Raw genomic sequence first — 22,166 nt, forward strand, 5'->3', positions numbered from 1 at the left:
CTCGCATGCGAATTGTAGCCAGTAACTAGTTTAGGTCTTGCTTAACTGTTCATTGAGATGCCCCGTAGGATTTTATGGGAACCGCTGGCGGGTATTGCATTGCCCACGTCCGGCAAAGGCATGAAGCCTGTTTTCGGGGCCGATGAACGGTCCCCGCTCCCAAATCCAGGCAGGTAGCCCATGACCCTCAGAACCCGTATTTTCCTTCTGGCTCCGCTTGCCATTCTCGGCATGCTGCTCGTCGGATCGATTTTCTATTTTGGCGAAAGGGTTGAGCAGACCTACCGCACCGATCTCGACAAGATCCAGGACCTTTACATTCTCGACCAGGATCTCGAAATGTCGATGCTGCAAGCGCGCAGGGCCGAGAAGGATTTCCTGCTGCGCAAACGGGAAACCGATGTCAGCCGTCATGCCGAAGTCGCCGCGGCGGCCGAGGCGCAGATCCAGCGGATGCAAACACTTGCCTCTCAGGGCTTCGCCTCGGAAATGGATCAGCGGGTGGCGGCGCTGGATACCGGTTTCGAGCGCTATGTCGCCATTTTCGGCCAACTGGCCGAGAAAGTCCGGATGCTTGGCCTCGACGAGGAGACCGGCCTGCAGGGTTCCCTGCGCGATGCCGTGAAGCAGGCAGAAAGCGTGCTGGAAACGGTGGGTCAGCCGGAACTGACGGTCAAGATGCTGATGATGCGGCGTCATGAGAAGGATTTCATCATGCGCGTCGACGAAAAATACGTCGGCCGACTCAATGACCGCGTGGCCGAGTTCAAGCAGTTTCCGACAGCGCTGTTCGATTCCGCCAGCAAACGGGATGAAGTGTTTTCGCTGATTGACAGCTATCAGTCCGATTTCCAGAAATTTGCCTCGGCAACGCTGGAAGAACGCGAACTGCGGTCGCAACTGTCGGCCAGTTACGCGGAAATCGAGCCTGTGCTGGCGGAAATCCGGACATTCCTGACCGAGCGCCGCGATGCCACCGCCAGGGAACTGGCCGCCACCAAGGCCAGTATCGGCCAGCTGGTGATCATTGTGACCGGCCTTGCGATGCTGATCATCGGCGCCGTGGCCATCCTGGTTGCGCGGTCGGTGGGCAAGCCGCTGGCGGCAACCGTTGAGGCACTGCAGGCGCTTGCGCGCGGTGAAACCGGCGTTGTCATCGAAGGCCGTGACCGCAAGGACGAGATCGGCGGCATTGCCGTCGCCTTCGAGGCCTGCCAGGCGCTGGCCGTTGAAAAGGCCCGCCGCGAACAGGAAGAGGCCAATGCACGTGATGCCGCGGACCGGCAGCGCCGGGAAGAGACCGCGCGTCAGGACGAAGAGCGCAAGCGCAATCTGGAGACAGCCATCGGGGCGCTCGACAATGCGCTCGGCAGGCTCGCCGATGGCGACCTGACTGCGCATATCTCCCAGCCCTTCGTCGGCGAACTCGACAGTCTGCGCACCTCGTTCAACAGCTCCGTCGAGAAGCTCAGCGAGACACTCATCGAGATCACGCACAATACCGACAGCATCTTCGGGCATTCGCAGGAAATGCGCAGCGCGGTCGATGATCTGTCGAAACGGACCGAACAGCAGGCTGCAGCCCTCGAAGAGAGCTCTGCGGCGCTCGAGCAGATCAGTTCGACCGTCAAAAGCTCTGCAGACCGATCACAGGACGCCAATCTGAAGGTGTCGGAAGCCAAGACCGCAAGCGATGCCTCGACCAGGGTTGTCGCGGATGCGGTGCAAGCGATGGGCAACATCAAGGGCGCGTCGGAAGAAATCTCCAAGATCATCGGCGTGATCGACGAAATCGCCTTCCAGACCAACCTGCTCGCACTCAATGCCGGGGTGGAAGCGGCGCGGGCCGGCGAGGCCGGAAAGGGCTTTGCCGTGGTCGCCCAGGAGGTGCGCGAACTGGCGCAACGCTCGGCAACGGCTGCCAAGGAGATCAAGACCCTGATCGGCAAATCATCCGAAGCGGTGGACAGCGGTGTCGATCTGGTCAAGGAGACAGGTACGGCTCTGGGGACCATCGCGGGACTGGTCAGCGAGATCAACGAGCATATCCATTCGATCGCGACGGCCGCCAGGGAGCAGTCGACCGGCTTGCAGGAAGTCAGCTCGGCGGTCAGCCAGATGGATCAGGTGACGCAGCGGAACGCGGCAATGGTCGAGGAAACCACAGCGGTAACACACCGGCTGTCTGACGAGGCAACTGGTTTGACGTCGCTCGTCAAAAGGTTCCAGCTTGCGGAAGCGGGATCAGCACCTGCGCACGTTTCCGCATCGGCCCGCGGATCGGCACAGGCCAGCCGCAGGATTTCCGGTCCGGCGGCTGCCGCCCCGGCTTCGGTTGCGCGGCCTTCTCCGGCCCACAAGATGGTCAACCAGGTCAGGCAGGCGTTCTCATCCGGCGGCTCCGCGGCAGCCGAACAGGAATGGTCGGAGTTCTGATCTTCTGGGCATCATCGTGTTTTCAGGAACTTGCCGGGGACCTCAGGGTTCCCGGCTTTTTTGAAACAGGTGGGGGCTGATGCCCTGATTGTCCCGGGCCTGCAGGGCTGAGCAAAGCCGCTGGCGTTCTCAGTCCGCCTCCGGCGCATCGCGGCTGACCACCTCCACCGGCGAACGCATGATGATCTCGCGGTGCGGGAAGGGGATGTTGACGCCGTTTTCCTTGAAGATGTCCCAGAGCGCGATCAGCACCTTGCCGCGGACATTGGTCAGGCCCGCCTGCGGGTCGGAGATCCAGAAACGCAGTTTGAAATCCAGCGACGAGGCGCCGAACTGCGTCATCCAGCAGACCGGTGGCCGCGTGGAGAGCACCCGGTCAACCGAAGTTGCTGCGCTGATTGCAAGACGGGTGACCTCGTGCGGATCGCTGTCATAGGATACGCCGAAATCCACATCGAGGCGCACAAGCTTGTCGGAGAACGACCAGTTGACCACCTGCTGGGTGATGAAATCCTCGTTCGGTATGAGATATTCGCGGCCATCGCGGGTGATCACCGAAACGAAACGGGCGCGCAGTTCCCGGATCCAGCCGAAGGTCTCACCGAGCGCGATGGTGTCGCCGGGCTTGATCGACCGGTCCATGAGAATGATGACCCCGGAAATGAAGTTGGACACGACTTTCTGGAGGCCGAAGCCGAGGCCGACGCCGACGGCACCTGAAAAGACCGTCAGCGCGGTCAGGTCGATACCGGTGGAGGAAAGCGCCATCATGCCGGCGACGATGATGAGGCCGATCTTGACCACCTTGCCGGCCAGAACCCTGAAGGAGGGTGAGAGATCCTCCACCTGGCTGATGCGGCTTTCGAAGAAATTGCCAAGCAGGTTGGCAACCCAGAGGAAGCCCGCGGTGATGATCACCGTGCGCAACACGAACAGCACGGAAATCCGCAAATCGCCCAGCTGCAGTGCCAGTTGATCCAGAAAATCGGCGGTTTCGGTGCGCAGTTCGAGGATGCCGAGCGCCACATAGACAAAGATCGCAAAGGCCACCAGACGGGCGATGGTCCTGTTCTGGATGATCCGGCTCGACACCGATATGGCAAGCCAGGCAGACCCAAGCGCCAGCGCCAATGCCATGAGATAGGTGCGGGACGGCCAGGTCAGCTCCAGCGTGACCAGCCGGGCGCCGGCCAGGAATAGCAAGAAGAAGATCCAGTTGGTCCGGCGCATGACGGCAATGAGAAGGCGCAGCAGCCCGGGTTTGCCCTTGATCGTGCGCGCCCAGTCCTCAAGCCAGGGTTCAACCCTGCGCGAGACAAGCCATCCCGCGAAGTAGCAGCCCCCGATGATCAGGATCTGGTAGTAGGTCCAGGGCAGGCCGAAATAGGCCTTCGCGGTCTGGGCGAAGGCGAGCACGGCGTCAAGCAAGGCGGGAAGGTCGATGGTCTGCATGGCCCCATTATGAGAGCGATCGGCGTGTATGAGAAGCGTCGAGTTCATACCGGCCCCGCCGGGTGGGATTGCCGGGCCGTTCGCTGGTCGCTTTCCCGGGCCTCACCGCCGCGTTTTCGTCAGGGGTGTTTCGGGCGCTTGCCCGCTTGCCAAGACGACATCCGCCGACCATAAGCAGGTCTTTGATTTGGGAGTTTTTCATGACCGCATTATCGCCGGACATGCGGAAAGAGCAGCGCTGGAGCGCTCATATCTGGGCGACACTGGCGCTCGGAGTGCCGCTGGTCGGCACCCAGATCGCCCAGATCGCGATTGCCACCACCGATGTGGTGATGCTCGGCTGGTACGGCACCGAGGAACTGGCCGCCACCGTGCTTGGCTCGCAGGCCTTCTTCGTCGTCTACATTTTCGGTGCCGGCTTTGCCAGCGCGATCCTGCCGCTGGCGGCGCAGGCCGAGGGCCGAAATGATCCCACCCATGTGCGCCGCTCGGTGCGGATGGGGATGTGGATCCTGCTCCTCTACGCGGTCCTGGTGATGCCGTTCCTGTGGTTTCTCGAGCCGGCGCTGATCGGCCTTGGCCAGAAGCCCGAACTGGCCGCACTTGCCAGCGATTACATCCGGATCGCGCAATGGGCCATGTTCCCGGCGCTGATGATGATGGCGCTGCGCTCGTTCTTTGCAGCACGCTCGCGGGCGGGCATCGTGTTGTGGTCGGCGCTGATCGGCACACTGGTCAACGGCGTTCTCAACTATGCGCTGATCTTCGGCCATTTCGGCGCACCCGAGATGGGCGTGCGCGGAGCGGCGGTGGCATCGGTGGTCAGCTCGACGGTGATCTTCCTGATCATGGCGGGCTGGGCGGTGCTGCATCCCAAGCATCTCGAGTACCGGCTGTTCCAGCGGTTCTGGCGGCCGGAGTGGCCGGCCTTCTTCGAGGTCTTCCGGCTCGGACTGCCTATCGGCTTCACCATCCTGGCCGAGGTCGGGCTGTTCATGGCGGCCTCGGTGATGATGGGCTGGCTCGGCACCGTGCCGCTTGCCGCCCACGGCATTGCCATTCAGCTTGCCTCGATCAGCTTCATGGTGCCGCTGGGGCTGTCGCATGCCGCAACCGTACGCATCGGCCAGGCCTATGGCCGCGGCGACATGGAAGGCCTGGCGCGCGCGGCGCACACGGTGATGGGTCTGTCGGTGGTCATCGCGCTTGCCTCCGGCGCGCTGTTCTGGGTTTTCCCGGAGGCGCTGGTCAGCCTGTTCCTCGACGAGGCCAATGCCGATGCGGCGGAACTGCTGAAAGTCGCGGTGCCGCTGGTGCTGGTGGCGGCGGCGTTCCAGCTGGTCGACGCGGTCCAGGCGATTGCCGCGGGTCAGCTGCGCGGCATCAAGGACACCCGCACGCCGATGATAATCGCGGTGATCAGCTACTGGCCGATAGGCCTGTCGGCGGCCTACGGGCTCGGCTTCGGCCTAGGCTATGGCGGTCCCGGCATCTGGGCGGGGTTGGCGATCGGGCTCGGCGTGGCGGCGGTGCTGCTCAATCTCAGGTTCGTCAACCGGGACCGATATCTGGATGTGGCGAAGGTGTGACCAGTCGTCATGCCATCGGGTTTCGGCTCATGTCCCGGGCCAGCGCCACGACGATGTCCCGTGTCGCTTCATCGGCGGGAAACAGGTGCTCGATCTTCCAGTCGGCGAGCGCGATGTCCTCGGCGGTGGAGAACTGGCTGATGGTCGAGAAGAAGGACAGCGTTACCTCTCCCAGCCTGTAGCGTGTCGGGATGACGGCCTCGCTGCCGACGCCCGGTCCGGGTACCGCGGTGTCAATGCGGCCGGCGAGCTTGTCTGCCATCTCCCCGAGCCAGGCGTCGCCGCCGAGATGGGCTGCTTCGGCGCGCAGGCGGTGGACCAGATGATGGGCCACCTCCTGCCAGTTCTCGATCAGCGCCGGCAGCCCGGTCTCGTCCATCAGTGCCTCCACCAGGTTCGCGTCGACGGAAAGCCCCATCTGCCCGAGCATCATCGTCGCCATGGTATTGGCCCGGACGATGGTCCAGCGGCGGTCGAGCACCATGGCCGGGTAGGGCATGTGCCGGTCCAGCATCCAGCCGAGCGCCGCGGTGATCGGGCCCATTTCGGCCTCGTCCATCGCCCTTGTGCGATAGTTCGGCGCAAATCCGGCTGCATGCAGCAAGGCGTTGCGGGAGCCGCGCGGCACGTCGAGCACGCCGCCGAGATTGAGCACCATGCCGCGGCTGGGGCGGGCGCGGCCGGTTTCGAGAAAGGAAATGTGCCGGGCCGAGACATTGGCGTTCAGACCGAGGTCAAGCTGGCTCAGCTTTCGCGCCTCACGCCAGTGCCTGAGCAGATCACCGAATTGCGTGGTCATTGCCGCCTCCTTCGCCACCCGGCCCGGCGCTTGTTCAGGCGCCCGACCGTGATCCATCATAGACCGGCGGCAAGGCCTGTCACTTACCTTCAAGGTAATTGCGCAGCGTCAGCCGTAAAGCTCTCATGGGATGGTCAACAAGGGAGTTTCGACATGGAAATCGCATATACGCAATCCTGGCTCAAGGCGGCAGCCGGTATCGTCATCGGCGTCGGGCTGCTTCTGGCAGCCGGGGCCTTGCCGCCGCTGGCCGCGCCGGTGGTGTTCCTCGCCGACCTGATCATCTGGCCGCTCGACGGATTGCAAACGCTTGGAGCACCGGAGACTCGCGTCTTCATGGCGATTTCCGGCGGTGTCATGGTCGGCTGGGGCGTAACGCTGTGGAAACTGGCGGAGCATCTGATGGCCGAGCATCCGGCCGCCGTCCGATCGATCACCATGACCGGGCTCTACTCCTGGTTCGTGGTGGATTCGATCGGGTCGATTGCAGCTGGCGTGCCGCTCAACGCGGTTGCGAATGTCAGTTTCGTGGTTCTGTTCCTGCTGGTGTTCCGCCGCCCGCGGCAGGCTCACGCCTGAGCGTTGCAGGTTCCGGCCAATCGTCGCGGCGGGTCTCACCTGTCGCGGCGGTGTCTGTCGGCATCGGGCCAATCGGCTGATTGACGGCAGCCGTCAGTCCGGCCGTCCGGGCTCGTCACGGCTGCTGCAGTACAATGCGATCTTGTTGCCCTGGGGATCGCGGAGATAGCCGACATAGAAATGCGCGCTGTAGGCGGCCCGAAAACCGGGCGCGCCTTCGTTTCGCCCGCCGGAAGCAAGGGCTGCCGCGTGAAGCTTGCGGACCATCGCCTGGGTCGGCACCTCGAAAGCCACCATGGCGCCGTTGCCGGTGGATGCGGGCTGCCCGTCAAAGGGTGGTTTGACGTAGAAATCGGGCGGTTGATACCCTTGGTCAGGGGTGACGGCGATCGAATAGCTCAGGCCTTCAGAGGAGACGTCGAGACTGTAGCCAAGACCCGGCAGGAATGCCGAATAGAAGCTTTCGGCAAGCGCGAGATCATCAACACCGACCGTGACGTAGCCAATCATCGCGCTTCTCCGTGTATCATGACCGCCGGGGCCGGTTTCACTCCATCATCCCGACCTTGCCGGGACCGGGAATTTGCATGCCGCTCCAGCCAGATGCCGGCCTTCAGGTTTCACCGCTCGGCCAGCGCAGGCAGTCCCTTGCGTTCACCGACCATGTTCATGAAGCGGCGGAACAGATAGTGGCTGTCCTGCGGGCCGGGCGAGGCTTCCGGGTGGTGCTGGACCGAGAACACCGGCTTGCCGACCAGCCGCAGACCGCAGTTGGAGCCGTCGAACAGCGAGACGTGGGTCTCCTCTACACCTTCGGGCAGGCTCTTGGCATCGACCGCGAAGCCGTGGTTCATCGACACGATCTCGACCTTGCCGGTGGTGTGGTCCTTGACCGGGTGATTGGCGCCGTGATGGCCCTGGTGCATCTTGACCGTGGTGCCGCCGAGCGCCAGCGCCAGGATCTGGTGGCCCAGGCAGATGCCGAACATCGGAATGCCGCTTTCGATCAGTTTGCGGATCACCGGCACGGCATATTCGCCGGTCGCTGCCGGGTCGCCGGGGCCGTTCGACAGGAACACCCCGTCGGGCGCCATGGCGAGAATGTCCTCGGCGCTCATGCTGGCCGGAACCACCGTGACCTTGCAGCCAAGGCCCGAGAACAGCCGCAGGATGTTGCGCTTGACGCCATAGTCGATGGCGACGATGTGGGCCACCGGTTCGCCGGTTTCGGCAAAGCCTTCGTTCCACACCCAGGGGGCCTGGGTCCAAGTCGAGGACTGGCCGGAGGTGGCGTCCCTGGCAAGGTCCAGGCCTTCGAGACCGCTCCATTCGGCGGCCTTTGCGGTCAGCGCCTCAATGTCGAACTCGCCGGAAGGGTCGTGGGCGATGACCGCATTCGGGGCGCCGTTCTCGCGGATCCAGGCGGTCAATGCACGGGTATCGACGCCCGACAGCCCGACGATGCCGCGGGCCTTGAGCCAGGCGTCGAAGTGCTCCGCCGAGCGGTAATTCGACGGCTCGGTGATGTCGGCCTTCAGGATCACGCCGACCGCGCCGATATGGGCTGCGGGGGTGAGGTCCTCGATATCCTCCGCATTGGCGCCGATATTGCCGATGTGGGGAAAGGTGAAGGTGACGATCTGGCCCAGGTAAGACGGGTCGGTGAGGATTTCCTGGTAGCCGGTCAGCGCCGTGTTGAAGCAGACCTCGGCACGGGCCTGGCCGGTGGCGCCGACACCATGGCCGCGGATAACCGTTCCGTCAGCAAAGACCAGGACGGCGGTCGGCTTTTTTTCAGTCCAGGGGCTCGTGGTCATGTCAACTCCGTTCACAGCTGAGAAGCCGGTGTCACACCGGGCTGGGGCCCCTTGATCTCTGGTCGGGGCATCGCCATTTAAGACATCCGGAAGCCACCAGCGGTCAGCAGTTCTCGCGATGGATGGATCTTGGTCCGGTCTTTCAAGTGCCGGTAAATAGAGAAGGTGCAGGCTGCGGTCAATCAGGACAGTCCTGTGTCCTTGTCAATAAATCGCTTGAACAGGATGCAGCCAAAGGGGTAATCCTCTGCTCCTGCATATGCAGCCCCGAAAGGGTCGAGAAGGAACTGCCGGAGATAGTTAGATGATGCGTGAACGTTTTAGCGAAACGCTCAAGGATGCCATCCGCGCCAAGAATTCGCGCCGCATGTCGACATTGCGGCTGATTCAGGCTGCCATAAAGGATCGTGACATCGCCAATCGCGGTGCCGGCAAGGATCCCGTCAGTGACGATGATATCCTTCAGATCCTGACCAAGATGATCAAGCAGCGCGAGGAATCGGCTGCGATCTACGAAGAAAATGCACGTCTCGAGCTTGCCCAGCAGGAGCGGGACGAAATTGCCATCATCCGTCAGTTCCTGCCGCAGCAGCTGCCGGAGGAGGAAGTGCGCGAGTTGTGCAAGTCCGTGGTTTCGGAAACCGGAGCCTCGGGCCTGCGCGACATGGGCAAGTGCATGAACGTGCTGAAAGAGCGCTATCCGGGCCAGATGGATTTTTCCAAGGCCTGCGGTATGGTCAAGGGTCTTCTGCAGTAGCTTGTCGGGAGTTCGCCCGGGAATGCAGTGCGCTGCGGCCGGGCGGAGCCGCGGGCCACTGGAATCAGGCACCGGGTTGCAAGTGAAAAGTATCTCTTGCGTGTCCGGGTGGGCACCCTAATCTGCGGTGGTATCATCGGCGACCGGGCGTCGGGTACACAACCATTTCGCGGTGGTCTAATACCCTAAATTCTGGGAGTATCCCAACGCAACCCTCGCCTGTAACCGATGAGATACGGCGGTGAGATGATTCGCGCTAAAGCGCGGATTCGATCCGCGGATAGGACAACTCATGATGCTCAATACCGCCTCCCAAATTCATTTCGACCAGGTTCATCGCCGGTTTCCGGAACAGTGCTGGGAGCACGTCGGCGTCACCAGCGGCGAAGTTGTGGATCTGCTTGGTTCCATTGTGCCTTTGGGGATCTGGCGGCTGGATATCGCGACGGGGCTGGTGTTCTGGTCCGAGGATGCGGCGCGTATCCATGGCATGGAGGCCACCAACGGGTCGGTCAGCCTGGCAAAGATACTGACCTGCTATCATCCGGAGGATGTGGCAGTGATTGAGGCATTGCTGGAATCGGCGACAACCCGGCGCAACGGCTTCCGATTCGTCATGAGGGTGAAGGGGGGCTCCGGATCTTATCGACTGATTGCCGTAGCGGGCCGATACAGGGCTGACAATGACGGCGAATTGATCGGATACTGCCATGAGTACCAGGATATGGTGCGCGCGGTGGTACTGGAAGGGGAGGCGCCGTGACTCTCTTTCAGAGCCCGGCTTATGCAGCCCAACCCTTCGGCGTCATCAAGGATATCCGCACCATCTTCGATGCCATGCAGGTGTTGCGCAAGGTTTGCCTGAGTTACGGGTTTCGCTATTTTTCTGTGATCACGTTGCCCTCGGCTGTCTCAGGTGATGACAGCTCGATTGCCAGCATGGCGACGATTTCAAGCTGGCCGCCGGAGCTGATCGCCGGTTACGACCGGCTGGGCCTCGCCAGGAACAGCCCGATTCTGGACCAGTTGCGCAAGCGGATTACGCCGCTCGTGTTCGAGGTTGCGGATGTCAACAGCAACCGCCCCGGAGAGGAACCGCAGAACGCCAACGAGCTGTTCGGCCGTTTTGACCTGACCATGGGCGTGTACTTTCCGGTTCACGACAATCACGGCCTGCGTCACGCGGTGTCCTTCATGGGGGACCGTGATTCTCCTTCTGCCGAGGAGCTGTCGACGCTGTCGCTGTTTGCGACCATGTTGGTTGAGCAGATTTCCAAGATCAGCGTTGCCGATCATGCGGCGAAATCGGTTCTCAATGACCGGGAAGTCGAAATCCTGAAATGGACTGCCGAAGGCAAGACCAGTCCCGAGATCGCCCGCATCACCGGGCTGTCGGAACATACGGTCAATCACTACGCGACGATTGCGACCAAGAAGCTTGGCTGCTCCAACCGGACGCAGGCCGTGGTCTACGCGATCCGGCTCGGGTTGTTCAAGTAGGGCGGCCGGGTTGGCCATTCTCTAACTCGCGGTCAGCCTGCCTTGCGGCGGGATGATCTTGGTAAGGCCGCCGGCGACGATGCTGTCCAGTGCTTTGCGCACCGGATTGCTGGCCCGAAGCTGTTTCCAGGTGTCGAAGTCGCTGCGCTTCATCGGCTTTGAGAAGAAGAATCCCTGGATCTCATCGCAGCCGAGCTGCGCCGCCGCGGCCACTTGTCCCGGTGTTTCGGTACCCTCGACCACGACCCGGCATCCGAGATTCTTGCCGAGCTGGATGATGGCCCTGGACACTTCCCGCGCCTTGCCCTCGCTGTCGATGCCGGAAACGAAGGAGCGGTCGACTTTCAGAATGTCGAACTTCAGGCCGGTGAGTTGTGCAAGGTTCGAGTATCCGGTCCCGAAATCATCAATCGCGATGCGGACGCCAACCGCCCTCAGCGCCTTGATATGGTCTGAGACACTGACAATGTTGGTGTGAGCGATGGTTTCGGTGATCTCGATGGTGACGAGATCGGCGGGGCATTCATGTTCGTTGAGAATAGAGATGACCAGGTTCGAGAATTCGGTATTCCTGAATTGCTCGATTGAGACATTGATCGAGACTTCGGTCGACTGGCCGGCGCGGTGCCATTCGGCGCACTGGCAAATGGCTTCCTCCAGCACGATCAGGCCGATATCGTAGATAAGCCCGGTCATTTCGGCGATCTCGATGAAATCGCCGGGTCCCACCAGGCCGCGCTCCGGGTGGTTGAACCGGACCAACGCCTCGACGCCTGTAACTGTCCAGTCACGAGCGCTGACCTTGGGCTGGTAATAGACCTCGAAGTGGCCATCGGCTATGGCGGTGCGAAGATCGCGCTCCATGGTTTCGCGCGACTTGATCACCTCGATCATCCAGCTTTGGAACAGGACGGTTCTCTCTGTTTCCTGCAGCGCGATCGAATTGTTGCAGGCAAGTGCTGCGTATTGTTTGACCTTGATGGCCGAGGCCGAATCCTGCGGGTATCGGGCTATGCCGATCGCGATGGAAGGATGGAACTGCCGTCCGTCGACCTTGACACCGCCGGCGAGTGCGGCGTGCAGCCGCCTCGCCACCGAGGCTATCCCGTCCGGGTCAGTGAGATCCGGAACGGACAGCACGAGTTCGGTTCCTCCAAACCGCGCGAGGACCGGTTCGCGGAGGGCGTCGTCCTCGCTGCCTGAACTGCGCAGGTTGTCACCATGGCTTTTGCAGGGCGAGGCCGCGACGAGCAGGCTGGCGATTGTCTTGAGAAGCTGGTCGGATGTCTCGTGGCCGAACCGGTCGTTGACCTTGCGGAGCTCAAGAACATCGATGAAAAACACCGAACCGCTCGCCGGGGCGCCATCGGCGCCGACGAGGCCGGTCTGTCGCTCGAGAAGGGTCTGCAACCGGTTCCGGTTTGGAAGGCCGGTGACAAGGTCATGATTGGCCAGTTCGCTTATCTCGGTCGTCGAAGCCTGCAAACGGGCGACCATCGTGCGCATGCTTGCGCCAAGCTCGCCGATTTCGCAGGAACAATCGACCGGCACCTTCACATTGAGATGACCCTCTGCGACCTTTCTGGCGACTTCGGTCAGCTTGCGGATCGGGCCGGTGAGCCGGCGGCTCATCAGTGCCATGAGGATCGCTGTCCCGATGAGACCGGCGATCGCCATGTTCATGTGCAGCGCGACGTCCGATACGCTGTGCTCGGAGAGAAACGGTATGGTGGCAAGGGCCAGGCAAATGCCTGCAAGCGCGATATAGATCGCCGTCAGCCTGAACCCCAGGGAATTGGTACCGATGCCGTAACGAACTGCTTTCCAAGCCATAGACGCCGCCCCGAGGCTCAAATCCGGCAAACCGCCGGCCCGCACTCATGTGAAGTTACCCTGAACATGCCGGTTCTCGCGGCTCTGCAATGGAGGGCGGGCTCATGACCGCTGTTCTCTTTCTCATTGCCTCGGATAATATTTAAGACCAAATTATTTATTGGTGTTTTCTAATATGCGTATAATTTTAGGCATCGGTGCATTTTTTACCGGCCAAGGGCATTGAAGTCTTCCGGTGGCTCACCGGTGTGCATAACGGGGAGTGAGGCGCCAAGGCCTTTGCCAGCGGTGCCTGGCGTGCCTATATAGGCAAGATCTTCACTCAGACCCACTGCTTGCGCCGGAGGCGCGCCGATATTGCGGTTTTCACCGTCCTTTCTCGACGATATCCGCGAACGCGTTCCGATCTCGGACGTGATTGGCAGGCATGTGACGTGGGACCGGAAGAAAACCAACACCTCGCGTGGTGACTGGTGGGCCTGCTGTCCGTTCCATGGCGAAAAATCCCCGAGTTTTCACTGCGAGGACCGCAAGGGCCGCTATCATTGTTTCGGCTGCGGCGTTTCGGGGGATCATTTCAAGTTTCTCACCGAGCTCGAAAGCCTGAATTTCCCAGAAGCGGTGCAGCGGGTGGCGGACATGGCGGGCATTCCGATGCCGGTGCAGGATCCGCAGGAGGCACGGCGCGAGCGCCAGCGCGCCAGCCTCGAGGATGTCATGGAAATGGCGGCCTCTTTCTTCGAAAACCAGCTGCAGGGACCACAGGGCGCCAAGGCGAGGGCCTATTTGCGCGACCGCGGGCTGTCGGGGCGCACCATCGCCGCCTTCCGCCTCGGTTTCGGCCCTGACAGCCGCAGTGCGCTCAAGGAGCACCTGGCCTCGCGCGGCGTCGACAAGGAGCAGATCGAGGCCTGCGGCCTGGTGGTGCACGGGCCCGAGATCGCCGTCTCCTATGACCGCTTCCGCGACCGGATCATGTTTCCGATCCTGTCGGCGCGCGAACGGGTGATCGCCTTTGGCGGACGCGCGCTCTCGCCCGGCGCGCCTGCCAAGTATCTCAATTCCAACGAGACCGAGCTCTTCCACAAGGGCAACGTGCTTTACAACTATGCCCGCGCCCGCCGCGCCTGCGGACCGGACGGTACGCTGGTGGTGGTCGAGGGCTACATGGACGTCATTGCGCTGGCGCAGGCGGGCATCGACAATGTGGTGGCGCCGCTGGGCACGGCGCTGGGTGAAAACCAGCTCAAGCTGCTCTGGCGGGTGACGCCGCAACCGGTGCTGTGCTTCGACGGCGACGAGGCCGGACAACGGGCGGCTAACCGGACGGTTGATCTGGCGCTGCCGCTGATCGCGCCGGGCCGCTCGCTTCGGATAGCGGTGCTGCCGCCGGGCAAGGATCCCGACGACCTTGTCCGTGATGACGGGCGGGAACCGTTTGACCAGGTGATTGGCTCGGCGCGGCCACTGGCCGATGTGGTCTGGTCGCGCGAAGCCGGCAGCGGCGTGTTCGAGACACCGGAGAGCCGGGCCGAGCTCGAGGCGAAACTCAGGCAGACCACGGGGCAGATCGCCGATGAAAGTCTGCGCCGCCACTACCAGCAGGACATGCGCGACCGGATGCGGGCCTTCTTCGGCGGCGGGACGGGCTATGGCAATCGCGAGCCGGGCAAGGCCGGCGGCGGGTCTTACGGCCGAAGCGGCGGTGGATCCTACGGGCGTGGCGGCGGATCCTATGGCGGCGGCGGGCGACCGGGCGAGGGGCGTGGCGGCGGTCTGCAGGCGGGCCGCACCGTGGCGGTTTCCGAGCGGCTGACGCAATCGGGTCTGGTGCGCGGCCATGGCGCGATGCCGTCGCTGCGCGAAACGGTGCTGGTGATGACGGTGGCCAACCACCCGCAGATGCTGCACGACGAGTTCGATGAACTGGCGGCGCTCGAATTTGACGACAAGAACCTGATGCGGGTCTGGCAGGTGATGCTTGACGCGGCCTCGGTCGGCGGCCGGTTTGACCGCGAGCGGCTGTTTGAGGCGCTTGAAGCCGGGGGGCAGGCCGAGTTCATTGCCCGGCTCGAAGCACAGATCCGCAATGCGCGGATCTGGACGGCGACGGTGGAGGCCGCGGCCGAGGATGCGCGCGAGGGCTATCAGCAGGCGCTGGCGCTGCACAAGCGCACCCGTGCGCTCAAATGGCAGAAGGCGGAGCTGCAGCGCGATATTGCAGAGGCCACGGAAGCTGGCGACGGGGATGCCATCCCCGGCCTGATGCTGGCGCTGCAGGAAGTCCAGCTGGAGGTGGCGCGGCTCGAGAACCAGGAAGCCATCATCGACGGCTTCGGTGTTCTTTCAGGCCGGGTCAAGGGTGCGCGCGGCGGCTGACCCCCGGGCCGGTCTGTCGCAATTCGTTTCCGGCGCACTTGTGGAATCAAACCGGGCTCCTAAATAGGGTTATCCGGCGGTGAAACCGAAAATGCAGGCAAAATGGCGTTAATCGCCGGATCCAGGCGCTTTTTGCCCGTAAAGCCTTGACGGATAGGTTTTTTGTGGGAATCACCTGTTGGATCAAAAACACGCGGGAACATGCGCGCCGGGCGGCGTGCGATGACGTCCTGCTTTCCGGGGTTCGGATGACCGCAGAGCCAACGACCGAAGAGTTCAATGATCGGCATGGTTAATGGGGAATTAAGCATGCATACGCCACAACAATCCGGATGATTCGCACATGCTGTCTGCCCATCGGGGCGGCAGCGCGCGCCTCACGGCAGGCGCAGACGATGTCAACCGAATGAAATCCGGGGAAAGTGACTGCCCATGGCAACCAAGGTAAAAGAAGCAGCAGACGACACAGAGAACGAGCGCGAGGGCACTTCGCCTGACGGGCCGTTGCTCGACCTGTCGGATGACGCCGTCAAGAAAATGATCAAGACCTCGAAGAAACGGGGTTATGTGACCATGGACGAGCTCAATGCCGTGCTGCCCTCCGAGGAGGTAACCTCCGAACAGATCGAGGACATCCTGTCGATGCTCTCCGACATGGGCATCAATGTGGTCGAGGAAGACGAGGCCGGCGAAGACAAGGAAGCCGAGGACGATTCGGACAGCGACAGCGAAGGCGGCGAACTCGCCACCGCGTCGGGCTCGGCCGTTGCCGCGACCAAGAAGAAAGAGCCGACCGACCGTACCGACGATCCGGTGCGCATGTATCTGCGCGAGATGGGCTCGGTTGAGCTTCTGTCGCGCGAAGGCGAAATCGCCATTGCCAAGCGCATCGAGGCCGGCCGCGAGACCATGATCGCCGGGCTTTGCGAAAGCCCGTTGACCTTCCAGGCGATCATCATCTGGCGCGAGGAACTCAACGAGGGTGCTACGCTTCTGCGCGAGATCATCGATCTGGAGACCACCTATTCCGGTCCCGAGGCGAAGGCTGCACCGCAGTTCCAGAGCCCGGAAAAGATCGAGGCCGACCGCAAGGTGGCCGAGGAAAAGGAAAAGGCCCGCGCCGAGAAGGCAGCCTCCGACGACGTCACCAATGTCGGCGGTGAAAGCCAGAATTTCGAAGAGGACGACGAGGACGACGACGAGAACAATCTCTCGCTCGCGGCCATGGAGGCAGAACTCCGTCCGCAGGTGATGGAGACGCTCGACACCATCGCCGAGACCTACAAGAAGCTCCGCAAGCTGCAGGACCAGCAGGTGGAGGCCCGCCTTGCCGCCACCGGCACGCTGTCGCCGGCGCAGGAGCGCCGCTACAAGGAGCTGAAAGACGCGCTGATCACCGCGGTCAAGTCGCTGTCGCTCAACCAGAACCGCATCGATTCGCTCGTCGAGCAGCTCTACGACATCAACAAGCGCCTGGTCTCCAACGAGGGAAGGCTCTTGCGGCTCGCCGAAAGCTATGGCGTCAAGCGCGACGACTTCCTGACGCAGTATTCCGGCGCCGAGCTCGATCCGAACTGGATGAAGTCGATCGCCAACCTGTCGGCCAAGGGCTGGAAGGATTTCGCCAAGTCCGAGTCCAACAACATCCGCGAGATCCGCGCCGAGATCCAGTTCCTGGCGACCGAGACCGGCATCTCGATCTCCGAGTTCCGCCGCATCGTGCAGATGGTGCAGAAGGGCGAGCGCGAGGCGCGGATTGCCAAGAAGGAAATGGTCGAGGCCAACCTTCGCCTGGTGATTTCGATCGCCAAGAAATACACCAACCGCGGGCTGCAGTTCCTCGACCTGATCCAGGAAGGCAATATCGGCCTGATGAAGGCGGTCGACAAGTTCGAGTATCGCCGCGGCTACAAGTTCTCGACCTACGCCACCTGGTGGATCAGGCAAGCGATCACCCGCTCGATCGCCGACCAGGCCCGGACCATCCGTATCCCGGTGCACATGATCGAGACGATCAACAAGATAGTCCGCACATCGCGCCAGATGCTGCACGAGATCGGCCGCGAGCCGACGCCGGAGGAACTGGCCGAAAAGCTCGCCATGCCGCTTGAGAAGGTGCGCAAGGTGCTCAAGATCGCCAAGGAGCCGATCAGCCTCGAAACGCCGGTCGGCGACGAGGAAGATTCGCACCTCGGGGACTTCATCGAGGACAAGAACGCGATCCTGCCGATCGACGCGGCGATCCAGGCGAACCTCAGGGAAACCACGACCCGCGTGCTCGCCTCGCTGACGCCGCGTGAGGAGCGCGTGCTCAGGATGCGCTTCGGCATCGGCATGAACACCGACCACACGCTCGAGGAAGTCGGCCAGCAGTTCTCCGTCACCCGCGAACGCATCCGCCAGATCGAGGCCAAAGCCTTGCGGAAGCTCAAGCACCCGAGCCGGTCACGCAAGCTGCGGAGCTTTCTGGATAGCTGATGCTCGCCTCTCTCTCCCCTGGTGGGAGAGAAAGCGATTTCAGCGCCTTGGCGTCAGCCAAGTGCTAGAAATCGCAAGTGAGGGGAAGCCCAAAACATCAAGACCCGGCCATTGCGCCGGGTTTTTTGTTGCGCGGGGTGTGGCTTTGGCGTGTCGTCTCGCGGCGAGAGCTTTCTCAGCCATGGGGTAGGAGGTGTATGCCGACTGGATAGAGTTGCGCAGGGCTGACTTGCTGGAAAACTGGGAGCGTGGCAGACTTCACATGGCGTTCAATCAAGTTCCCGGAGCCGACGTCGAATGATTGAGATCGTGAAGGTTGTCGAGGTGAAGCTCTTGGCTGATCATACCGCTTTCGTCCGGTTTTCGACCGGCGAGGAAGGCGAGGCGGATTTCTCCTTGCTTTGCGAGGCAACCGGCGAGATGGTCGGACCGCTTGCCGATGAGGCGTTTTTCAGCCGCGTCTTTCTCTCGAATGGCGTCCCGACATGGCCCAACGGTTTCGATGTCGATGCGATCAATCTGCATCGGGAAATGGCGGAGCAGGGCCGCCTGCGCAGAACTGCGGCCTGATCGCCACACGGCCGCACCGCGACATATTCGCGCAATTGCATGTATTCCTCTGGAAATCCCCGGCGATCCGCATGACATGCGGGTGAAAGCCGCCCGCGTCCAGCGCGCGGCTATCTCACGCCGGAGCCTGTCGCGATGGAATTGCTTGCCCAGATCCTCAACCAGTTTTCCTGGCCGATCGTCATCATCCTGTGCCTGACGCTCGGCCTGGCGCCGTTCTTTCCCGAGCCACATATCTGGGAGAAGCTGAAGATGCTGGCGTCGGGCACGCTGGTCAAGCCGATCGATATCTTCGATCTCCTGATGCACGCCACCCCGTTCCTGATCGCCGGTCTGAAGCTGGCGCTGACGTTTCTTCCGGCAAAATAGCCGGGGGCAGTCAAGCTACGCCCGAAAGCCGTGATGCCGCCAGGCGTCGCTGACGGCCGGGTTCTCGAGCACGCGGCCCACCAGCGCCTTGATCTCCGGCGTGTTCTTCGCCGGATCGTACCAGTCGGCCAGCATCGCCGCGTAGACATCGGTGATGGTCATGGTCTGGCCGGCGAGGAACGGGCCTTGAACCACTGCTGCGAGCCGGGCGAAATCGCGGTCCATGTCGAGGGCTGCCTGGCTCCGGATCGCCTCGGCGGCCTCGTGCGCCGGGTCGGTGGTGTGACGCTCGGGGTAATAGTAGCGCAGGCAGGCGGGGTAGATGTTGGTGGCCATGAAGATCAGCCACTGCACCGCCTTGACGTGACCGGACCTGCCGCGCGGCGGCAGGAGGCGCGCCTCGGGGAACATGTCGTCGAGCGAAATCAGGATGGCGGCGCTCTCGGCGATCACCGGACCGCAGGCGAGCTTGAGAACAGGTACCTTGCCGGCGGGGTTAAGCGCCAGGAACGCGGTATCGGCGGTGTCATCGACTTCAACCGCGTCAAAAGCGACGCCGATCATCCGCAGTGCCGCTTCCACCACCATCGAGCCCGAACCCGGTTTCCAGTATAGCGTATAGCCGCTCATGGGGACCTCTCCCGCCTGCCTAGATTGCATCTGTCATGGCAGGTTCAGGCGGCAGGAGCAAGGTGCCCGCTGACGGGATCGCGGCCAGCTTGTGGCCGCCATGCACCGGTCGGGGGCTGCAAGGCTGCAGAGGCCGATTCTGCTGCCCTTGGGGGTCAGTCCGAGGGCATCAGGAAGATCTCGCGCACGGTGTTGCGCTGTTTGGCCTCGAGCGCGAAAATCACCGCGTCGGCAACGTCCTCGGGCTGCAGCTTGTCGGGTTTCTCCTCGTCGAAAAAGGCGGTGTTGACCATGCCCGGCGCAATCACCGTGCAGCGGCCGCCCCATTCCTTCATTTCCTCGGCCAGGTTGCCGGCATAGCCGTGGACGAACCATTTCGAGGCGCCGTAGACGGAACCGGGAATATGCACCCGGCCGGCTGCCGATCCGGTCATCAGCATGTGGCCCTTGCGTGCCCGGAGATGCGGGATCGCCGCCTTGGCGGTGTTGAGCAGGCCGACGATGTTGACGTCGATGAGCCTGCGCCATTCGTCCGGGTCGCCGTGCTCGGTGCCGGCGGTCTCAAGCCCCATTCCGGCATTGGCGAAGGCGGCGTCGACACCGCCATAGGTGTGCCGCAGATTGGCCATGGCCTGGTTCAGCTCATCCAGGCTCGTGACGTCGCCCGGCAGCGCCAGCGCGCGGTCGCCCAGTTCCTCAACCAGCGCGGTGAGCTTGTCTTCCGAGCGGGCGAACAGGCCGACATTCCAGCCTGCCAGCCGTGCCGCCCGTGCGGTCGCGGCACCAATGCCGCTCGATGCGCCGGTGATGAAAAGGGTCTTGGTGGTCATAAGGCATTCTCCTTGGCCATGGGGTGTACTTCGCCAACGCGCGAGCGCGGGAGGTGTTCCATGGACGGGCGGCCGAATTCCCGGTGGCGAGGAGCCCGCAGCTGTGCTGTCTGTTTCGCCGGGCCTTGCCGGGTGAACTGCCGGGCGGGACTGAGATCCCCAGACAAAAATGCCGCCTCACGCGGTCGTGTCCTTGTTCCGCCTGATTTTCTGCTAAGCATCGCCTCATGATGCGTTGGTCGAATGTCAGACTGAATACCCTGAGCGGCGGTCTGCTTGTGTCGCTGTTGCTGCACGGGCTGGTCGTGGCCGTCCTGCTGTTTGACCTGCCCGAGCCGATGGCCGAGGTGGAACCGGAGGAAGAGGTGGTCGCGGTGACCATCGTGCCGCCGCCGGAGCCCGAACCGGCGGCAGCCCCAGAACCTGAGCCGGAAGAGCCCGCGCCGGAGCCCGAGGCCGAAGCGCCGGCCGAACCGGAGCCTGAACCCGAGCAGGCTGAGGAAACGCCGCCTGCTCCCGCCGGGCCGGACAGTGAGGGCGAAGGCAGGGCCGTGCCGATCCAGGTTATGCGGCCGGTGTTCCAGTTCGGCGAGGAAGACGCGGGTCCGGAGATCGCACTTGATGGCGGGGCTGCGCAAGCGCCGCAACAGGATCAACCGGAGGCGCAACCGCAGGTAACGGAAGTCGCGCCCGAACCCGAGCCCGAAGCTGAAACCGCAGCGGAGGTTCCGCCGGAGACGGAAGCCGGAGACGAAGTCCCCGCCGAAGAAGCGGCCGAAGAGCTGGCTGAAACCCCTGTCGAGCAGCCGGCGCAGCAGGATGCCCCGGCGCCGGCCATGCCTGCCGAGATCACCCCGCCGGACGAGGTTCTGGCGGGCGACGCCCCGGGCAATCTGCCTGACGCCGCTGACCAGGCCGAGCTGGCGCTGCTGCCGGAAGATCCCGTGGACGCCCCGCCACCTGTGGCGCCGGAGCCGGTCGTGCCCGACCCGGTTGAAAGCCCGCCGCCCGCCTCCGCCACCCGCGCGCCGTCCGCCGCGCCTGCGGACACCGCGCCCGCCGTTGACAACGGCCTGCCCGGGGTGCGGGCGCTGTCTTCAATCGTCGACACCGGTCATGCCGTTGCGACCACGGCCATGCGGGCGCTGCCGCGCGAAGAACGCGGCAGCAGGCTCTGCACGACCGAATTGCGCGAGCAGCTGCGCCGCGCGCCCGAACCTTACCGGGTGGAACTGCTACCGGCCTACCGGCTGCCAGGCGGCACCTTGCTCGCGGTCCCCAACGCCGCCTTCCGCGCCGGTGGCGCCTGGTACAATCTGAGCTTTCGCTGCACCGTCGACAGAGACGCGCTCCGCGTCACCGACTTCAGCTTCAAGGTCGGCACGCCGATCCCGCGCCAGGACTGGCGCGCGAGGGGGTTTCCCGAGTTTTGAGGCCCCGAAGCCTCTCCCCTTGTGGGAGAGGAAGAAAAATCACGGTCTTGGCGCGAGAGCGCCAAGTCGTAGATTTTTCAGGTGAGGGGGGACTGCCTATACCGGAATGTAGACACCCAATCCGGTTCATTTTCTTGGCAACCTAACCGGTCTGGACAAGCCCCAATCTCCCCCCTTGCGGGGGAGATGTCACCGTAGGTGACAGAGGGGGGTGAATCCTCTCCAAGATGCGCGCGTTCGAGACAAGCAGAACCATGCCCCCCTCTGTCTGCTTCGCAGACATCTCCCCCGCAAGGGGGGAGATAGGCCCCGCGTTGTTCCGCTCCCGCCTTTTCGCCACTGAGGGGGCAAGGGTGTGCGCCGCGCCATTGCATGAAAATCAGCGCCCATTTCTTCCACACCCTCCAACTCCGTGCCACACTCATGCCGCTCCTGTCACCGGATGGACCGGAAACGTGCCGGTCCAGGCGGGAGGAAGGCCTCCGGGTATCTGTCGTAACGTGCGGCGGAACGAAGGAGGAGGCGGTGCACCGGCGGGTTCCGCTGGCAGCAGGGTCAGCCTGAACGGGATCTCCAATGGGATGTCCAACGGGAGGATCGGCCAAGCCAGCCACCGGAGAAACCTTTGCCCCTTGTGCCGGCCAGCGCCGGCCGGCTGTCAGGGTGAGGGTGGAAACGGGCCTGTGGCGGGTCGTCTTGCGGATGCGGGGAGGGT

At 63.0% G+C, this 22,166-nt stretch carries 19 protein-coding genes; 11 read left to right on the forward strand and 8 right to left on the reverse strand.

From position 1 onward, the window contains the following. The first annotated feature begins 180 nt into the window (after positions 1–180). Positions 181–2,436, forward strand: a complete 2,256-nt coding sequence (locus GTW23_RS03060; RefSeq protein WP_252914572.1) for a methyl-accepting chemotaxis protein — start codon at positions 181–183, stop codon at positions 2,434–2,436. Between the two features lie 129 nt (positions 2,437–2,565). Here GTW23_RS03060 and GTW23_RS03065 read toward each other — a convergent pair whose 3' ends face one another. Then, complete coding sequence (locus GTW23_RS03065; protein ID WP_252914573.1) at positions 2,566–3,888, reverse strand: mechanosensitive ion channel family protein; 1,323 nt, start codon at positions 3,886–3,888, stop codon at positions 2,566–2,568. 200 nt (positions 3,889–4,088) lie between these two features. Here GTW23_RS03065 and GTW23_RS03070 point away from each other — a divergent pair, with 200 nt between their 5' ends. Continuing rightward, the gene (locus GTW23_RS03070) at positions 4,089–5,477 is read left to right on the forward strand and encodes an MATE family efflux transporter (protein WP_252914574.1); all 1,389 of its coding nucleotides are present in this window, start codon (positions 4,089–4,091) and stop codon (positions 5,475–5,477) included. 7 nt (positions 5,478–5,484) lie between these two features. Here GTW23_RS03070 and GTW23_RS03075 read toward each other — a convergent pair whose 3' ends face one another. After that, positions 5,485–6,276 (reverse strand): helix-turn-helix domain-containing protein, encoded by a 792-nt coding sequence (locus GTW23_RS03075; RefSeq protein ID WP_252914575.1) that lies wholly within the window; start codon positions 6,274–6,276, stop codon positions 5,485–5,487. Positions 6,277–6,429: 153 nt separating this feature from the next. Here GTW23_RS03075 and GTW23_RS03080 point away from each other — a divergent pair, with 153 nt between their 5' ends. Further along, positions 6,430–6,855 (forward strand): hypothetical protein, encoded by a 426-nt coding sequence (locus GTW23_RS03080; RefSeq protein WP_152007793.1) that lies wholly within the window; start codon positions 6,430–6,432, stop codon positions 6,853–6,855. Positions 6,856–6,948: 93 nt separating this feature from the next. Here GTW23_RS03080 and GTW23_RS03085 read toward each other — a convergent pair whose 3' ends face one another. Together GTW23_RS03085 and carA are read right to left on the reverse strand one after the other, a co-directional pair. Continuing rightward, positions 6,949–7,365, reverse strand: coding sequence for a VOC family protein (locus GTW23_RS03085; protein WP_152007794.1), 417 nt, complete (start codon positions 7,363–7,365; stop codon positions 6,949–6,951). A gap of 110 nt (positions 7,366–7,475) precedes the next feature. Beyond that, positions 7,476–8,672 (reverse strand): glutamine-hydrolyzing carbamoyl-phosphate synthase small subunit, encoded by a 1,197-nt coding sequence (gene carA, locus GTW23_RS03090; protein ID WP_252914576.1) that lies wholly within the window; start codon positions 8,670–8,672, stop codon positions 7,476–7,478. Positions 8,673–8,979: 307 nt separating this feature from the next. On the opposite strand from carA, the gene GTW23_RS03095 reads away from it, so the two are divergent. The 3 genes from GTW23_RS03095 to GTW23_RS03105 all read left to right on the forward strand — a co-directional run bounded on the left by GTW23_RS03095 (position 8,980) and on the right by GTW23_RS03105 (position 10,929). Then, on the forward strand, positions 8,980–9,429 hold the full coding sequence (locus GTW23_RS03095; protein ID WP_252915556.1) for a GatB/YqeY domain-containing protein: 450 nt from the start codon (positions 8,980–8,982) through the stop codon (positions 9,427–9,429). 292 nt (positions 9,430–9,721) lie between these two features. Continuing rightward, a complete protein-coding gene (locus tag GTW23_RS03100; RefSeq protein ID WP_252914577.1) occupies positions 9,722–10,192 on the forward strand; it encodes a PAS domain-containing protein in 471 nt (156 codons plus the stop codon). After that, positions 10,189–10,929: a helix-turn-helix transcriptional regulator gene (locus GTW23_RS03105; protein WP_152007797.1), complete on the forward strand. Its 741-nt coding sequence runs from the start codon at positions 10,189–10,191 to the stop codon at positions 10,927–10,929. Before GTW23_RS03100 ends, GTW23_RS03105 begins: the two co-directional genes overlap by 4 nt. Before the next feature lie 21 nt (positions 10,930–10,950). Here the strand turns inward: GTW23_RS03105 and GTW23_RS03110 are convergent, their stop codons facing one another. Then, positions 10,951–12,762 (reverse strand): putative bifunctional diguanylate cyclase/phosphodiesterase, encoded by a 1,812-nt coding sequence (locus tag GTW23_RS03110; protein WP_252914578.1) that lies wholly within the window; start codon positions 12,760–12,762, stop codon positions 10,951–10,953. Between the two features lie 357 nt (positions 12,763–13,119). Here GTW23_RS03110 and dnaG point away from each other — a divergent pair, with 357 nt between their 5' ends. Then, positions 13,120–15,141 (forward strand): DNA primase, encoded by a 2,022-nt coding sequence (dnaG, locus tag GTW23_RS03115; protein WP_252914579.1) that lies wholly within the window; start codon positions 13,120–13,122, stop codon positions 15,139–15,141. A gap of 59 nt (positions 15,142–15,200) precedes the next feature. On the opposite strand, the gene GTW23_RS03120 is transcribed toward dnaG, so the two are convergent. Then, the gene (locus GTW23_RS03120; RefSeq protein ID WP_152007800.1) at positions 15,201–15,452 is read right to left on the reverse strand and encodes a hypothetical protein; all 252 of its coding nucleotides are present in this window, start codon (positions 15,450–15,452) and stop codon (positions 15,201–15,203) included. Between the two features lie 121 nt (positions 15,453–15,573). On the opposite strand from GTW23_RS03120, the gene rpoD reads away from it, so the two are divergent. From rpoD to GTW23_RS03135, 3 genes are all read left to right on the forward strand, one after another. Further along, complete coding sequence (gene rpoD / locus GTW23_RS03125; protein WP_152007801.1) at positions 15,574–17,619, forward strand: RNA polymerase sigma factor RpoD; 2,046 nt, start codon at positions 15,574–15,576, stop codon at positions 17,617–17,619. Positions 17,620–17,916: 297 nt separating this feature from the next. Then, positions 17,917–18,189 carry a DUF2442 domain-containing protein gene (locus tag GTW23_RS03130; RefSeq protein ID WP_252914580.1) on the forward strand — a complete coding sequence of 91 codons (273 nt, stop codon included), beginning with the start codon at positions 17,917–17,919 and terminating at the stop codon, positions 18,187–18,189. Between the two features lie 135 nt (positions 18,190–18,324). Next, the gene (locus GTW23_RS03135; RefSeq protein ID WP_152007804.1) at positions 18,325–18,558 is read left to right on the forward strand and encodes an RND transporter; all 234 of its coding nucleotides are present in this window, start codon (positions 18,325–18,327) and stop codon (positions 18,556–18,558) included. A gap of 15 nt (positions 18,559–18,573) precedes the next feature. Here GTW23_RS03135 and GTW23_RS03140 read toward each other — a convergent pair whose 3' ends face one another. After that, positions 18,574–19,188, reverse strand: a complete 615-nt coding sequence (locus tag GTW23_RS03140; protein WP_252914581.1) for a glutathione S-transferase family protein — start codon at positions 19,186–19,188, stop codon at positions 18,574–18,576. A 155-nt stretch (positions 19,189–19,343) separates the two neighbouring features. Then, positions 19,344–20,018: an SDR family oxidoreductase gene (locus GTW23_RS03145; RefSeq protein WP_152007808.1), complete on the reverse strand. Its 675-nt coding sequence runs from the start codon at positions 20,016–20,018 to the stop codon at positions 19,344–19,346. Between the two features lie 227 nt (positions 20,019–20,245). Here GTW23_RS03145 and GTW23_RS03150 point away from each other — a divergent pair, with 227 nt between their 5' ends. Beyond that, a complete protein-coding gene (locus tag GTW23_RS03150) occupies positions 20,246–21,451 on the forward strand; it encodes a DUF930 domain-containing protein (protein ID WP_252914582.1) in 1,206 nt (401 codons plus the stop codon). Positions 21,452–22,166: the final 715 nt, after the last annotated feature.

The sequence above is a fragment of the Parahoeflea alexandrii genome, assembly GCF_024105735.1.
GTDB classification, from domain to species: Bacteria; Pseudomonadota; Alphaproteobacteria; order Rhizobiales; family Rhizobiaceae; genus Hoeflea; species Hoeflea alexandrii.

What these genes read in the sequence shown, in the direction of transcription:
- GTW23_RS03135 (WP_152007804.1), top strand. Translation starts at nt 18,325, where the DNA reads ATGGAATTGCTTGCCCAGATCCTCAACCAGTTTTCCTGGCCGATCGTC.
- GTW23_RS03065 (WP_252914573.1), bottom strand. Translation starts at nt 3,888, where the DNA reads ATGCAGACCATCGACCTTCCCGCCTTGCTTGACGCCGTGCTCGCCTTC.
- GTW23_RS03100 (WP_252914577.1), top strand. Translation starts at nt 9,722, where the DNA reads ATGATGCTCAATACCGCCTCCCAAATTCATTTCGACCAGGTTCATCGC.
- GTW23_RS03070 (WP_252914574.1), top strand. Translation starts at nt 4,089, where the DNA reads ATGACCGCATTATCGCCGGACATGCGGAAAGAGCAGCGCTGGAGCGCT.
- GTW23_RS03145 (WP_152007808.1), bottom strand. Translation starts at nt 20,018, where the DNA reads ATGACCACCAAGACCCTTTTCATCACCGGCGCATCGAGCGGCATTGGT.
- GTW23_RS03130 (WP_252914580.1), top strand. Translation starts at nt 17,917, where the DNA reads ATGATTGAGATCGTGAAGGTTGTCGAGGTGAAGCTCTTGGCTGATCAT.
- GTW23_RS03150 (WP_252914582.1), top strand. Translation starts at nt 20,246, where the DNA reads ATGATGCGTTGGTCGAATGTCAGACTGAATACCCTGAGCGGCGGTCTG.
- rpoD (WP_152007801.1), top strand. Translation starts at nt 15,574, where the DNA reads ATGGCAACCAAGGTAAAAGAAGCAGCAGACGACACAGAGAACGAGCGC.
- GTW23_RS03080 (WP_152007793.1), top strand. Translation starts at nt 6,430, where the DNA reads ATGGAAATCGCATATACGCAATCCTGGCTCAAGGCGGCAGCCGGTATC.
- GTW23_RS03110 (WP_252914578.1), bottom strand. Translation starts at nt 12,762, where the DNA reads ATGGCTTGGAAAGCAGTTCGTTACGGCATCGGTACCAATTCCCTGGGG.
- carA (WP_252914576.1), bottom strand. Translation starts at nt 8,672, where the DNA reads ATGACCACGAGCCCCTGGACTGAAAAAAAGCCGACCGCCGTCCTGGTC.
- GTW23_RS03060 (WP_252914572.1), top strand. Translation starts at nt 181, where the DNA reads ATGACCCTCAGAACCCGTATTTTCCTTCTGGCTCCGCTTGCCATTCTC.
- GTW23_RS03140 (WP_252914581.1), bottom strand. Translation starts at nt 19,188, where the DNA reads ATGAGCGGCTATACGCTATACTGGAAACCGGGTTCGGGCTCGATGGTG.
- GTW23_RS03095 (WP_252915556.1), top strand. Translation starts at nt 8,980, where the DNA reads ATGCGTGAACGTTTTAGCGAAACGCTCAAGGATGCCATCCGCGCCAAG.
- GTW23_RS03120 (WP_152007800.1), bottom strand. Translation starts at nt 15,452, where the DNA reads ATGCTTAATTCCCCATTAACCATGCCGATCATTGAACTCTTCGGTCGT.
- GTW23_RS03085 (WP_152007794.1), bottom strand. Translation starts at nt 7,365, where the DNA reads ATGATTGGCTACGTCACGGTCGGTGTTGATGATCTCGCGCTTGCCGAA.
- GTW23_RS03075 (WP_252914575.1), bottom strand. Translation starts at nt 6,276, where the DNA reads ATGACCACGCAATTCGGTGATCTGCTCAGGCACTGGCGTGAGGCGCGA.